Annotated in this window: 10 protein-coding genes; 7 read left to right on the forward strand and 3 right to left on the reverse strand. The window is 57.6% G+C overall.

What is annotated here, in order from left to right; genetic code table 11:
* Positions 1 to 5: 5 nt before the first annotated feature.
* Entirely contained in the window at positions 6 to 446 is a 441-nt protein-coding gene (locus AC1RBR_RS15140; RefSeq protein ID WP_027613104.1) for a carboxymuconolactone decarboxylase family protein, read from the reverse strand.
* A gap of 312 nt (positions 447 to 758) precedes the next feature.
* On the opposite strand from AC1RBR_RS15140, the gene pdxR reads away from it, so the two are divergent.
* The 4 genes from pdxR to AC1RBR_RS15160 all read left to right on the forward strand — a co-directional run bounded on the left by pdxR (position 759) and on the right by AC1RBR_RS15160 (position 4165).
* On the forward strand, positions 759 to 2192 hold the full coding sequence (pdxR, locus tag AC1RBR_RS15145) for a MocR-like pyridoxine biosynthesis transcription factor PdxR (RefSeq protein WP_150368720.1): 1434 nt from the start codon (positions 759 to 761) through the stop codon (positions 2190 to 2192).
* Between the two features lie 123 nt (positions 2193 to 2315).
* Positions 2316 to 2609 (forward strand): putative quinol monooxygenase, encoded by a 294-nt coding sequence (locus AC1RBR_RS15150; protein ID WP_003225668.1) that lies wholly within the window; start codon positions 2316 to 2318, stop codon positions 2607 to 2609.
* Positions 2610 to 2808: 199 nt separating this feature from the next.
* Positions 2809 to 3210, forward strand: a complete 402-nt coding sequence (locus AC1RBR_RS15155; RefSeq protein ID WP_204896352.1) for a cupin domain-containing protein — start codon at positions 2809 to 2811, stop codon at positions 3208 to 3210.
* A 241-nt stretch (positions 3211 to 3451) separates the two neighbouring features.
* Complete coding sequence (locus tag AC1RBR_RS15160) at positions 3452 to 4165, forward strand: ATPase (protein ID WP_492565287.1); 714 nt, start codon at positions 3452 to 3454, stop codon at positions 4163 to 4165.
* Between the two features lie 164 nt (positions 4166 to 4329).
* Here AC1RBR_RS15160 and AC1RBR_RS15165 read toward each other — a convergent pair whose 3' ends face one another.
* Positions 4330 to 9225, reverse strand: a complete 4896-nt coding sequence (locus AC1RBR_RS15165) for an NAD-glutamate dehydrogenase (RefSeq protein WP_492565289.1) — start codon at positions 9223 to 9225, stop codon at positions 4330 to 4332.
* A 686-nt stretch (positions 9226 to 9911) separates the two neighbouring features.
* Between AC1RBR_RS15165 and AC1RBR_RS15170 the strand changes: the two genes are divergently transcribed.
* Positions 9912 to 11090 carry a colicin-like pore-forming protein gene (locus AC1RBR_RS15170; RefSeq protein ID WP_492565291.1) on the forward strand — a complete coding sequence of 393 codons (1179 nt, stop codon included), beginning with the start codon at positions 9912 to 9914 and terminating at the stop codon, positions 11088 to 11090.
* Positions 11091 to 11809: 719 nt separating this feature from the next.
* Here AC1RBR_RS15170 and AC1RBR_RS15175 read toward each other — a convergent pair.
* On the reverse strand, positions 11810 to 12757 hold the full coding sequence (locus tag AC1RBR_RS15175; protein WP_492565292.1) for a hypothetical protein: 948 nt from the start codon (positions 12755 to 12757) through the stop codon (positions 11810 to 11812).
* A gap of 509 nt (positions 12758 to 13266) precedes the next feature.
* Between AC1RBR_RS15175 and AC1RBR_RS15180 the strand changes: the two genes are divergently transcribed.
* Complete coding sequence (locus tag AC1RBR_RS15180; RefSeq protein WP_492565293.1) at positions 13267 to 13551, forward strand: hypothetical protein; 285 nt, start codon at positions 13267 to 13269, stop codon at positions 13549 to 13551.
* A complete protein-coding gene (locus AC1RBR_RS15185) occupies positions 13542 to 13895 on the forward strand; it encodes a hypothetical protein (RefSeq protein WP_095136368.1) in 354 nt (117 codons plus the stop codon). Before AC1RBR_RS15180 ends, AC1RBR_RS15185 begins: the two co-directional genes overlap by 10 nt.
* Positions 13896 to 14110 lie beyond the last annotated feature (215 nt).

A 14110-nucleotide genomic window follows, 5' to 3' on the forward strand; every position in this document is an offset into this window, starting at 1 on the left:
GCACCTCAGTCGCTCGGGGTTTGGCGAAAGCTTACGGCCAGACGATTCCAGCTGTTGATGGTAGTGACGGCCATGGTCAAATCCACCAGCTCCGCCTCACTGAATTGCGCTTTGGCCAACTGATAAACATCGTCCGGCACATGACTTTCGGCCAACAACGTCACCGCCTCGGCCCAGGCCAACGCCGCCCGTTCACGGGGGTTAAAGAAGCCACTGTCGCGCCACACCGCGATCGCATACAAACGCCGATCACTCTCCCCGGCCCGCCGCGCGTCCACCGAGTGCATGTCGGTGCAGAACGCGCAGCCGTTGAGCTGCGAGGCGCGGATCCTGATCAGTTGCAACAGCGGCGCCTCGATGCTCAGGTCGCTGGTCAGCGCCTCCATGGCGATCATCGCTTTCATCGCCTTGGGCGATGCGTTGTAGTAGTCCAGACGCGGGGACATGGCAGCTCTCGGGAAGCGGAGTGATGAGTTCACGGTAAGGGCAGAACTGCCGGCGTTACAGCCCCAATTCCACGGAATATCGCTACACCACTGCCCCCCGGCCAAACACACAACCTTGTAGGAGTGAGCCTGCTCGCGATAGCGGTCATTCAGTCACCGCCATGTTGGATGTGCAGACGTCATCGCGAGCAGGCTCACTCCTACAAGGGGGATGGTGACCAATTTCGGGTTTTTGTGCTGCGCAACTACTGCCCATCACGCAACAGCGTTAATCTGGCCGACACTTCAATCGCCCCCCGGAGCCGCGTCGGTATGGAACTTCACGTCGTGATCAATGGCCGCAAGGACCTCGCCGGCCAGCTATACAACCAGCTGCGCGGCGCCATCGAGTCCGGTCGGTTGGCTGCCGGCACGCAGTTGCCGCCCAGCCGTCTGCTGGCCGAGCAACTGGGGATCTCGCGCAAGACCATTTCCGACACCTACGCGCAGCTGACGTACGAAAACTTCCTCACCGGGGTGATCGGCAAAGGCACGTACGTCAACGCCCGCCCGGCGCAGATTCAGCGCAAGCAAAGCCACACCGAACTGGCCAGCGCCGAGGTGATCGAGCGTTGGCGCAATCTGCCGGTGTTCCTGCGCCACCCGTCACTGGAAGGTTCGCTGCGCTATGACTTCATCGGCGGCGCCACCAGCAAGGGCCAGTTCCCGCATGACGACTGGCGCCGCTGCGTGTCGCACGCGATGCGCCAGATGGCCGGCTCCAAAGGCTTCTACAGCGTGCCCGAAGGCCTGCCGGCGCTGCGCAATGCGATTGCCCGGCACATCGCGTTTTCGCGCGGGATCAACTGTCAGGACGAAGACATCGTGGTGTGCAACGGCGCGCAGCAGGCGCTGGACCTGATCACCCGCGTGCTGATCAGCCCCGGCAGTCGGGTGGCGATGGAAGATCCGGGCTACCCGCCGGCACGCCTGCTGTTCGGCACCCACGGTGCCGAGGTGGTCGGAGTACCGGTGGATGCCGAAGGGATCGTGGTCGAACAGATTCCCGAGGGCACGCGGATGATTTATGTCACCCCGTCGCACCAGTTCCCGCTGGGCATGCCGATGAGCCAGGCGCGCCGCGAGGCCTTGCTGGCCAGGGCTTATGAGCTGGGCGCGATCATCATCGAGGACGACTACGACAGCGAATTCCGCTACGAAGGGCGGCCGACGGACTCACTGTTCAGCCTCGATCAGCGCGGCATCGTGGCCTACGTCGGCACCTTCTCCAAGACCTTGCTGCCGGAGTTGCGCCTGGGTTACGCGATCCTGCCGCCGGCGATTCTCGAAGCGGTGATCCGCGCCAAACAACTCACCGACCTGCACGCCTCGACCCTGCCGCAATGGGCGCTGGCCAAGTTCATCGCTGAAGGTTGCCTGCTCAAGCACATCCGCCGTTGCCATACGATTTACGCCCAGCGCCGTGAACGGATTCTGGCGCGCATGGCGACGGATCTGGCGCCGTGGCTGGAGGCGATTCCGCCCAGTGCCGGGTTCCACATGGCGGTGCTGTGCAAGGTGCCGATCGACCTGCCGCTGGTGATCGAACTGGCGAAAAAAGTCGAGGTCGGGCTGTATTCCATCGACGGATTCCATTACCGGCAACCGGTGAAGAGCGGTCTGTACTTCGGCTTCGGCGCCATTGAAACCCTCGATATCGACACCGCTCTGGATCGCCTGCGCGACATTCTGCAACAAGTGGCGTGAATGATTGGTCTGGGCGATTAACCGCCGATTGGTTATTGGTGATCAGCAAGTGCAGGCCTATTCTGCATGGGCGTTATCCCTCAATGAGCAGGATTCGTCCGGCCTGATTCAGGAGTGTGAGCAATGTCCAACGAAGTGATCAACACCGTGCAGGTGCGAGCTGCCGCCGGCCGTTCGGAAGAACTCGGCCGGCAGTTGCAGAAGATCGTCGACACCTTGCGCCAGACACCGGGCTGCGACGCCTACATGGTCGACCGCTGCCCCGAGGACAGCCAGCGCTGGACGGTGAGTGCGCGCTGGCAGTCGGAAGCGGCGATGCAGGCGCACTTCAACCGGCCCGAGGCGCAGGGGTTTATTGACCTGATTGATAGCCGCTTGGCAAATAGTGTGGATTTCAACAGTTTCCCCATCGTCTGACCGGACGCCTTCGCGAGCAAGCTCGCTCCCACATTTGGAATGCGTTCAACTGTGGGAGCGAGCTTGCTCGCGAAGACGTATTCAGCTGCACCGCCGAACGACTGATTGGTCACCCGATCTTCCCGAATATTGGCCGTTTGCACACCCCACCCCGCAGACTACTGTGGTCACCACCCCCTCCTCCCTAAGGTGATCCACCATGAAAGCCCTGCACCTCTTCACCGCCATTCTCGCCCTGTCTGTATCTGCTGCCGCCCTGGCTCACGACCCGTCCGAAAAAATCACCGTCCTGCAAGACCAGATGCTGAAAAACGCCCCCGGCAAGAAAGCCATGATGATCGAAGTCGACTACAAACCAGGCCAATCTTCGATCGCCCACAAACACGACGGCACCGCCATGGCCTACGTGCTCGAAGGCGAAGTGATTTCCCAGGTCAAGGGCGAACAGCCGATCACCTACAAGAAAGGCCAGTTCTGGTACGAACCGGCCGGCTCCGAACATCTGGTGTCGAAAAACGCCAGCAACAGCAAACCGGCGAAGTTGCTGGTGTTCATGGTATTGGCCCCAGACGAGCAAGTGCTGATCCCCCTGAAAAACTGATGGTTGTTGGCACAGCCATAAATAAAAAGGCGCAAAACACTGTTTTGCGCCTTTTTATTTCCCGAGGCAATTAACCGATTCGCCTTAAAGCCAATAAAACTAATGCATCGCCACAACTCGAAAAATTGTCAGCTTATTTACAGGTTGGCGGGTTTAGTCTGAATCAACTGTCGTGCGCCCGTCACAAACAGCCGCGACAACGCTGACTTTCCGACTGAAGTTGCTTCACGGGAGATTCACTATGAAACTTGCGTTGGCCAGTACCTTGTTGATTTCGGTTATCGCCCTCTCCGCCTGTTCAGTGCCCACCGCGCCGCGAGCGGTCTCCTCCCTCGACACACTGCTTCCCCACCCGACCGGCCGCAGTAGCGCAGCCCAAGTGCAAAGCGGTCCCGACGTGTCACTGGGCGTGATCTACAGCCCGAGCACCCACACCAACCGCGAATACCTGCGTGACTATCAGGCCAACGCCGGCACCGGTTTCGGCCAGAGCCTGCTGGTGCAGCCGATCCACGACGCCTACGTCAACACCTCGAAACCGGACATGGCCGTGGACTGGGTCAAGGCCTCGCTGCAACGGCAGTTCGGCTCAGTGACGGTGTACCCGGACATGCAGAGCCTGCGCGCGGCGCACCCCGAAGTGGTGGCGATCGTCGACACCCACAGCCAGTTGATCACTTCGCGCAGCTCCGACATCAAGGCTGATGTGAGTGCGGACTTTTATGATGCGAAGTTGAATTACATCGGCACGGCCAAAGGTTCGGAGGCCAAAGAACTGACGCCGGTGTGGGCGGACTTCAAAGGTTCGGACGAGATCGTCGCGGATATTAATCAACAACAGGATGTGCAAGTTCGGGCGTTGCAGAAGTTTGATCAGTCGCTGAGTAATTTATTGACCAGACCGACAGATAAAGTGTCGATGCTGGATAACAAACAAGCACATAAGTTGTATTGATAGTCAGGCCCTCATCGCGAGCAGGCTCACTCCTACAGGGGGAAAACGCATTCCAACTGTAGGAGTGAGCCTGCTCGCGATAAGGCCGGAACAAACACCACAAAATCCAGACATAAAAAAACCCGGCATCTCACAACACCGGGGCTTCTTCATTCAACCACTACTCAGGCCAGTTCAAGCTCGGCATTCGCAGCAGCCGCAGGCACCACCGCCTGCCCGCTCAACGCGAGGTCAAGCAGCTCACGGTTGGCCACCGCATACATGGCGTAGTCAGTGCCGCTCGCAGCACGGATTTCCACCAGCATGGCGCGCCAGCGCTCGATCATGCTTTCGTGCTGTGCCATCCACAGCGCCAGGCGTGCTTCCACGTCCTGAGTGCCGTCGCCCTGTTGCAGGACGGAGATGGTGATCGCGCGTTGCTGCCAGTCCACATCGTCACGGAACGCTTCACGGGCCAGGGCCTGCCAGTTGTTTTCAACCGGTAGCGCGCTGATCTGTTGCAGGTACCAGGTGATGTCCAGCGCACTGCCCACGGCGAAGTAGGCCTTGGCCACTTCAGCCGGATCCTGGCCAGTGACGTCGGACGCTTCGATGATCGGCAGCAGGGTGTACAGGTGCGAGGTACCCGCCACCATACGCGCCAGCAATTCCGGAACACCGGCCGCAACATAAGCCTGATAACGCGCCTGCCAGTTTTCACGGATTTCACCGCTCAGCAGTTCGTCCAGCTTCAGGCCCAACTCCTTAAGGTGCGGACCGAAATGCGCGACGTCACGGGCAGCGTTCTGCTCGTTGCGACGGGCACGCAGGAACCAGCGTGTAGCGCGACGGCCCAGACGCATCAGCTCGTCCATCAGCTCCAGTTGCACGTCAGCGGAGACCTGATAGTCCAGCGCTTCGATCTGACGGAACCAGTGCGGGAGGTGGAAGATGTCACGCACGATCACGTAGGCGCCGGCCACGTTCGCCGGGCTCATGCCGGTCGACTCTTTGAGTCGTTGCACGAAGGTGATGCCCATGTGGTTGACCAGGTCGTTGGCGATCTGGGTGCTGACGATCTCGCGCTTCAGACGGTGACGACGCATGGCTTCGGAGAACTTGCTGACCAGGGTCGGCGGGAACGCCGTTTCCATGTCGCGGGTCAAGTAGTCGTCGTCCGGTACCAGCGAGTTCAGCAGCTGTTCCTTGAGGTCGATCTTGCTGTACGAAATCAGCACCGACAGCTCCGGACGGGTCAGGCCATGGCCTGCCGCAACGCGCTCGTTGATCTGCTCTTCGGTCGGCAGGAACTCGATGGCACGGTCCAGCTTGCCACGGCCTTCCAGATCGCTCATCAGACGCTTGTACTCGGCAATGCGCTCGTAGGCACGACGCGCCGCCAGGGACAGGGCCTGGGTCTGCTTGTAGTTGTTGCCCAGCACCAGACCACCGACTTCGTCGGTCATGCTCGCCAGCAACTGGTTGCGTTGCTTGTCGGTCATGTCGCCGGCCTGAACCACTTCGTTCAGCAGGATCTTGATGTTCACTTCGTGGTCGGAGCAGTCCACGCCACCGGCGTTGTCGATGAAGTCGGTGTTGGAACCGCCGCCATTCAGACCGAATTCCACGCGACCCAGTTGGGTCATGCCGAGGTTACCGCCCTCGCCCACTACCTTGCAGCGCAGCTCGTTGCCGTTCACGCGCAGTGCATCGTTGGCCTTGTCGCCCACGTCGGCATGGCTTTCGGTGCTGGCCTTGACGTAAGTACCGATACCGCCGTTCCACAGCAGATCCACCGGCGCCTTGAGCAAGGCGTTCAGCAGTTCGGTCGGGGTCAGCTTGTCGGCCTTGATGTCGAAGCGTTCTTTCATCTGCGGCGAGATGGCGATGCTCTTCGCGCTGCGCGAGAAGATGCCGCCGCCTTCGGACATGATGCTGGTGTCGTAGTCGGTCCAGGCCGAACGCGGCAGGTCGAACATGCGCTGACGCTCGACGAAGCTGGTCGCCGGGTTCGGGTTCGGATCGATGAAGATGTGCATGTGGTTGAACGCGGCAACCAGTTGCAGCTTGTCGGACATCAACAGGCCGTTACCGAATACGTCACCGGCCATGTCACCCACGCCGACCACTGTGATGCTGTCTTCCTGAACATTGATGCCGCGCTCGCGGAAGTGGCGCTGTACGCCGACCCACGCGCCCTTGGCGGTGATGCCCATTTTCTTGTGGTCGTAACCGGCGGAACCACCGGAGGCGAACGCGTCGCCCAGCCAGAAACCGTAGTCGATCGCGATGCCGTTGGCGATGTCGGAGAAGGTCGCAGTGCCCTTGTCCGCCGCCACTACCAGGTACGGGTCATCGTCGTCATGACGCACGACGTTGGCCGGCGGCACCAGCGCGCCGTCTTTCAGGTTGTCGGTGATGTCCAGCAGACCGGAAATGAAGATGCGGTAGCAGGCGATGCCTTCGGCCGCGATCTCGTCACGGCTGCCGCCCAGTGGCAGGCGACGCGGCAGGAAGCCGCCCTTCGCACCCACTGGCACGATGACCGAGTTCTTCACTTGCTGGGCTTTTACCAGGCCGAGGACTTCGGTACGGAAGTCTTCTTCACGGTCGGACCAGCGCAGACCACCGCGCGCCACGTTACCGAAGCGCAGGTGCACGCCTTCGACGCGTGGTGAGTAAACGAAGATTTCGAACTTCGGAACCGGCTTCGGCAGCTCAGGGATCGCGTGCGGGTTGAACTTGAAGCTGAAGTACGACTTGTTCTGGCCGTTGGCGTCAGTCTGATAGAAGTTGGTGCGCAGGGTGGCTTTGATCAGGTCCAGGTAACGACGCAGGATGCGGTCTTCGTTGAGCACCTGAACGTCGTCCAGTGCGGTCAGAATCGCCTGTTCCAGACGCTGTTGCTTGTCTTCCAGATCATCGCTGCCCAGCTTGCGCGCCAGGTAGAAACGGGTCTTGAACAACCGGGTCAGCTCGCGAGCGATGTCGGTGTGGTTGTTCAGGGTGCTGGCGATGTAACCCAGGTCGAAGCCCAGACGGATCTGCTTCAGGTAACGGGCGTAGGCACGCAGCAGCGCCACGTCGCGCCATGGCAGACCGGCGGTCAGCACCAGACGGTTGAACGCATCGTTCTCGGCATCGCCACGGACGATGTGGACGAACGCGTCCTGCAGGGTGTCGTTGAGTTGCTGGATATCCAGCTCCAGACCTTCCGCCGCGGTGAACGCGAAGTCGTGAATCCAGAACTCGCGGCCGTTGGTGTGGCGCAGACGGTACGGGAACTCACCCAGCACGCGCAGGCCGAGGTTTTCCAGAATCGGCAACACGTCGGACAGCGCCAGCGGGGTGTCGGCGTGGTACAGCTTGCAATGCAGCTCGCGTTGACCGGAAACCTGGCCCAGCGGCTGATAGAAGCTCATCACCAGCGGATTTTTTTCGTTCAGGCTCAGCAGGTGCTGCATGTCGACCACGGCCGAATGCGCCGCGAAACGCTCGCGGTAACCCGCCGGGAAGCCTTTCGGGAAATCCGCCAGCACGTTGGTGCCGTGAGCTTCGCCGAAGCTTTCGACGGTCAGTGCGGCGTAGTCGTCCTGCCAGCTGCGGCAGGCCTGTACCACTTCTTTTTCCAGCAGCAGCGGATCGATGTCGATGCGGTTCTTCGGATCGACGCGCAGGATCAACTGCACGCGAGCCAGCACGGACTCGGAGAAGAAGGTCCAGAACTCGCAGTCGGTGGCCTTCAGGCGCTCCATCAGCACCTGCTGGATCTTCTGGCGCACTTCGGTGGAATAGATGTCGCGCGGCACGTAGGCCAGGCAGTAGCAGAAACGACCGTACGGGTCTTTGCGCAGGAACACGCGGATCTTGTTGCGTTCCTGGATCTGCACGATCGACATCACGGTGCTGAACAGTTCGTCGACCGGAGTCTGGAACAGGTCGTCACGCGGCAGTACTTCGAGCACCTGCGCCAGTTCCTTGCCCAGGTGAGCCTTGGACTGGAAGCCGGAACGGCGTTCGATCTCTTCGACCTTGCGGCGGATGAACGGGATGACCCGCACGCTCTCGCCATACACCGAGGAGGTGTACAGGCCCATGAAGCGGTGTTCCTTGATGACGTTGCCGTTGGCGTCGATTTCACGAATCGACACGTAATCCGGGTAGGCCGGACGGTGTACACGGCTCGGGTGCGCAGCCTTGGCGAACGACAGCAGGGTCGGTTCGCGCAGGTAGTTCACCGCGTAGTCTTCGATGTGACGGTCTTCGTTGGTCAGACCGGTGCGCAGCAGTTTGGTCAGACCGAGGAAGGAGTTCTGGTCGTATTCGATATGACCGCCATCGGCCTGATCGACAACGGTGAACTCTTCGTAGCCGAGGAAGGTGAAGTGGTTGCCCACCAGCCATTCCAGGAAGCTCTTGATTTCGGTCTTTTCGTCGGCATCGACGGCGAATGCGCTGTGATCGAGCTTGGTGAGGATCTCCTGCACCTTGGCCTTCATCGGCTCGAAATCAGCGACCGCGACGCGCACTTCACCGAGCACCTGCTCCAGCTCTTTGCTCAGCACATTCAGTTCGGCCGCGTTGGCGCAGCGGTCGATTTCCAGGTACATCAGCGACTCGTGCAGCACGCCTTCGCCGGTGCTGCCCTTGGGCAGGATTTCCAGCAGCTCGCCCTTGCTGCCACGGCGTACGCTGAGCACGGTGGTCTGCAGGGTGTGGATGCTGTAGCCGCGGCGGTTCAGCTCGGTGCGGACCGAGTCGACCAGAAATGGCAGGTCATGGTGCAGAACTTCGACCGCGGTGTGGGTCGACTGCCAGCCATGACGCTCGTAATCGGGGTTGTAGACGCGCACTTGCGGTTGCGCGTGATCGAAGCGCTCAAGCAGGCGCCACGCGGAAAGAGTACAGCCAGCGAGGTCGGAGAGGCGACGTTGAGTCAGCTCGTCCAGGGAAATGATGCCGAAGAATTGTTCAGCGAACAGCGCCACTTGTGGCAGTGCCTGTTCACTGATGTGCTGCGCCAGTGCCGCTTGCAGTTGGTGCTGGAAGTCGGCTTTGCTGGCTGCGGTGAAGAACGCCATCTGTGGTACTCCGCTTAAGCTTGTTATTGATGGAAAGCGTCGCGTGCAACACCCCTTGCGGGGCTTGTGTCGCCCTGTTCCTGATTCTCGGGCAGAGGAAACAGGGGGACAGGTGGGTGAAGCTGGACGAGACACTCAGGTCACATTCACCTTCCATTGAATGGGCATCTGCAAAAACGACTGTCGAGGCTGCCGACAATGCCTTTACGGGTGCTCATCCGTTGCGCAGCTTAATGGGTGCGACAATGTGTCTGCTTGCGGTGCTGCGACATATTCGGTCATTGGCACGTAAACGCGGGCCCGCGCACCGGTAAACATTAGCAGCCAAAGAGAATTCTCGCGCTTCAGGTGGCCGTTCAACAGGCAAGCGCACCTGAAATGACCGATTACCTGAAATTCGTTCCTGCCACACCTTTCCTCCTTGGAAAATCACCCAGCCAAAGCTTACACAGCCTTCGATTATTCGCACCAAAAAAACCAATAAAAACAACAAGTAGAAACACACTAAAGAATACTTACAAACTGACAAGAAATGTCTCACATAATTTGAAGACCGAATTCCTACAGCACGATTTGAACGCAAAAATCGGCAGTGCTATCTATATAAGCGCACCCCATAAAAAACCAGACATCAGTTATCAAACCGACCCACGGAACGGGTCTCCATCAAAGAAAGGAGTCAACACATGCGACAACTTGAACTTCCGACAACAATAATCTACGCCGATGGCTCCTGGGAAATCATGAATTTGAACCCTGGCACCATTCGCGGAAATATTCTCAAGAATTATCCGCTGGGCAATCCGATGCATGGGCTCACACTCGCGATAGAAAGTGACTACTTGGAAAAAAAGCGCAATTTAGAGCAAGGCTTGCAAACAGAGTTGAACATTATAGACAGCAGGCACCCACCGCTGACCCACCCTACTCCCGATACATGGCTAAACAAAGCCACCAACATTGTCAATGAATTGCTTTTTCAAAAAAACACCGAGCTGCAGCAAAAATTAAGGGATATTAAAACTTCGCAACAATATGCGAAGTTACAAGCCACTTACGACGCCATGCTTCTGAACGAACAAATCGCAAATCTTCAAGACCGCCAGACCAGACTGTATGCCGAAATAGCTCGGCGACAGGCCGAGGCCCTCGCCCAACAGCAGGCCGCCGAAGCGGCGCGAAAAGCTGAAGAGGCGCAAAGACAAGAGCAGGCGCGTCAGGCTGCTCTGCGACTGGAGGAAGAAAAACAACGGATCGCTGCCGAAGCGGAGGCCAAACGTATTGATGGCTACAAACGCGCGGTGGCTTACGTCGCCGACGCGAACAAATTCATCCTCGAGAAATACGGCACCAACCTGCATCAAGTGGTGATGGATCTCCAAAAGGATGTATCAGGGAAAAAGATCAGGAGCTACAACGAGGCGCTGCGAACGTTCGAGCAGGTGCGAACCAACCCGAATGCAAGGCTCAGCCCGCAGGATACCCGTGCGGTTGTCGACGCACTGAACGCGCTGGACAAGGCGACCTACATGGACAGTGTCAATCGGCTCGCCAAAGGATTTGGCGTAACCGGAAAAATCGTGCAGGCGCATTCTGTTGTGGAAAAGGCAATCATCGGTTTTCAGGATGGAAACTGGAAACCCCTGTTACTCGAATTCGAAAGCATTGCCGCAGGAGCCGGAGCAGGGTTGCTGGTCGCTCTCATAGCACCACCAGTGCTAGCTGCTTTTTCGTTTCCACCCGTAATTGCTGTAGTCGCTACCGGTCTCCTCGTGGCTGGCGTTGCCGCTTTACTCGATGCCAAAACCGTAGAAAAGATAAATGACACGATATTCACGCTAGTTGAAACGGCGCCAGTGCATTAATACTCTGCCCGCCGGTTCAATTAATTGAGCCGGCCACCAAACAAGGATTACACGGTGCAAAACACTCCTGAGCCATCCATATCAACCGCGTGTTTTTTATCCATGCTGGCGCCGATCCTCCTCATCAACCTGATAGTTCCAATCATTAACGAGCACCATCCTATGCTGCTCGATTCTGTTCTACAAAACTATCTGATCGAAAACATCGGCTTCTGGTCATCCACGCTCCCTCTAAGCTCCAGGATAACCACGAATTACATAGCGGTATTTGCGCCAATATTCAGCTTAATGTTCCTGTACAGATGCTTAAAAATATCCGACCAGATATTTGAAAGAGCAAACAAACTCCCCCTCATAAAATATTCCTTATCGCTCATTGTTCTGCTTTTATTTTGCTCTATCTTCACCTATGAAGCCTATTTAAACTCCACCGACCTCATGAGCCGCGACTCAAAACTGAGGATCATGGGTCAGAATTTTCTTTTCTATTCAACGTACTCTTCAGGAGTTTTTCTTTTCGTATTCTTACTCCCCCCGATTCTCTTTCAGCTCCTGTTTTACGTTCCTTACCGCACTATCATTCACTTTAGAAAACAGCCCTCAGAACTCAAAAAAGATTCAAGGCAACATCCTCAGGAACTACCTCGAAGAAAAAAAGGAAAGCAGCCACATTGAGCTTATGCCTTCCCTTTTCCTGGGCCGCTTAGCCCCCATCAACATCAGTCAGGCAGCTCCTCGAACGCCCTGAATTTGCTAACCGTGGCACAGTCGTAACACATGGTTTTCAGGATCAATTTATCCATGCTGGCGTCGATATTGCTGGAGTCGCACTCTCGGCAAAACAGCCTCAAATGACCGAGCAGGTCGCTGTCAAAAGCTGCACGGGAGAAGAACTGCGGTACCAGCTCATCGCGCCAATACATTCCCGGCGACTTGGAAAACCCGGCACCGCTGTCCTTGAGCACTACGTCGTACAACAGCCGATGCAACGCCGATTGCGGTACCCGCGAATCGCGGTGTGCGTTTTTGCGCCAGTTCCGAGTCAGGGCGTCCTGAGCGGTCCCGAGCATGTTGCGCGGGATGGTGTTGGACGCATGATTGCGACCTTTGGAGTTGCCGGTGGCGTAGAAGTGCGCAGCGTTTTTTACTGCCAGGCGGGCGAAGTAGTAGAGCTGGCTTACGGAAAAATCCTGCAGGAGTTGCCCCACAACCGTTTCGGCACGCGCCTCGGCCGTGAACGAAAAACTGACTTCGTTAGCCAGCACACGGATGTATTGAAGCGATTCTTCTCGGGCCAGATCGAAAATCAGCCCGTAGAGTTCGCTCTTCCAGGCGACCTGAATCTCGCCGGACAACTCCTGATAAAGCGCCAGGTACAGGCTTTCCCGATTACAGCGCGCAACTCCGCCGAGTGCCACATTAGGCTGCCAGCGCACTGCGCAATAGTCACTGATACTGCAACCCTCAGTGCGATCGAAGGCCCTGATATCAGAGCTCGTCGCGACCGTTAACACGCCAGCCTCGTACAGACTCTTCAATCTTTCCTCGCTGGCCTCGACGCTCGGTGCCAGATGTTCGCTTCGGGATGTCGCGCTCAACGGCGCGATCCATTCGGGATGGTTGGCATTGCCATCGTCAAGCAAGGCCAGCAACGTCAGTTTCTGCACAAACCCAAGGGTCGAATACGGCACCGCGGGACTCGGTACACCGAAGCGCGATTCAAGTTCGCGTCGATCACGCTCAGCCTGCGCCGCCAATTGTTGCTGATGAACCTGGCAACATGCCTGGCACGTACACGCCATGCGTCGGCCATGACGGGCGGATGCTGAGCATCGATGCTCGCACCTTATGCACTTGTAAGGATGACGCTGCGAGATCGATGTGCCCCGGGCGTGCCGACGTACCCACATCGGCACATCGCAATAAGGGCACTTCAGATCCTGACTGACAATCGGCGGCAAAACCTTGAGCAAACTGCGGACAGTGGCAGGGATCTGATACTCGACCAGAAGCGCAGCGCTTTTTTCCCCGTCCAGATATCGCTGATAAATCTGCTCGATCTGATCGTCGGACAGGTGTGCAACTTCCTCAGCGCGTTCGAAATACGGATGCATTGAAAGAGGTCCTTTTTTTCAGTTTGTGTTGACGCACTCCTTTGCGTTCGAACCGCAAAATAATGACAATCGTGGCGATAAAACAAGCGAAAAAGCAGAAAATGGCTGCCAAGTTCAAACAAGTAATTTTCCCTGCGACGTCCTCGGAAATTTCAACCCTCAACCCAGAATTCATCTGTCGGAATTTTCCTTGTTCATTGATTCCGCCAGGTTTCACGCCCCCTCTTGTTGCAGGCATCGACAAAGCAACCCACGCAAGAGAGCAGCGCAATTTCGCCAACGCTGGCAAAATCGCGCTTTCGATTGCACTTAGCGCCCGTCGGCCAGGAATTCCCCCATGCAAATGACCACCGCCCTACTGATCGTCAACCCGTGCGACGACGAAGAAGACAACATGGCCATGCTCTGCTGCCATAGCGACAAGGGCGACATGTTTCTGATGAGCCGCTATCCGGACGAAGATGAGCTGGAGATCACCCTGGATGGTGAGCCTTCGACGCTCGACGGCGTGAAAGTCACCCTGAGCAAGACCCTGCTGAAGATCGAGATCGCGGCGGCGGATGCCGATGCGTTGAATGGGGATGATGTGCTGGAGATCACTTTCAATCCCGATATGGTTGATCTGCCCGAAGTTGAAGAAACCCTGAAGAATATTCTGGATGGCACCGGGACCTATATCAGCCAGATTTGATATCGGCTGGACTGGCCTCATCGCGAGCAGGCTCACTCCTACAGGTATGGTGTACGACGATCCATTGTAGGAGTGAGCCTGCTCGCGATAGGGCCGGTACGGGCAACCAATCACTCCCCTGCTACAAAATTCCAACAAATCCCCCAGTCATTTCCCGCACTTTGCGCAAAATGCCGTTAGTCGCCGCCCCCCTCGATGGATTAAAGTAACGCCCC

The organism is Pseudomonas sp. GW823-FHT01D03 (genome assembly GCF_058798255.1).

Coding starts and splice junctions, on each gene's coding strand:
- AC1RBR_RS15170 (WP_492565291.1), top strand. CDS start 9,912: ATGCGACAACTTGAACTTCCGACAACAATAATCTACGCCGATGGCTCC.
- AC1RBR_RS15160 (WP_492565287.1), top strand. CDS start 3,452: ATGAAACTTGCGTTGGCCAGTACCTTGTTGATTTCGGTTATCGCCCTC.
- AC1RBR_RS15185 (WP_095136368.1), top strand. CDS start 13,542: ATGCAAATGACCACCGCCCTACTGATCGTCAACCCGTGCGACGACGAA.
- AC1RBR_RS15140 (WP_027613104.1), bottom strand. CDS start 446: ATGTCCCCGCGTCTGGACTACTACAACGCATCGCCCAAGGCGATGAAA.
- AC1RBR_RS15155 (WP_204896352.1), top strand. CDS start 2,809: ATGAAAGCCCTGCACCTCTTCACCGCCATTCTCGCCCTGTCTGTATCT.
- AC1RBR_RS15180 (WP_492565293.1), top strand. CDS start 13,267: ATGACAATCGTGGCGATAAAACAAGCGAAAAAGCAGAAAATGGCTGCC.
- pdxR (WP_150368720.1), top strand. CDS start 759: ATGGAACTTCACGTCGTGATCAATGGCCGCAAGGACCTCGCCGGCCAG.
- AC1RBR_RS15165 (WP_492565289.1), bottom strand. CDS start 9,225: ATGGCGTTCTTCACCGCAGCCAGCAAAGCCGACTTCCAGCACCAACTG.
- AC1RBR_RS15150 (WP_003225668.1), top strand. CDS start 2,316: ATGTCCAACGAAGTGATCAACACCGTGCAGGTGCGAGCTGCCGCCGGC.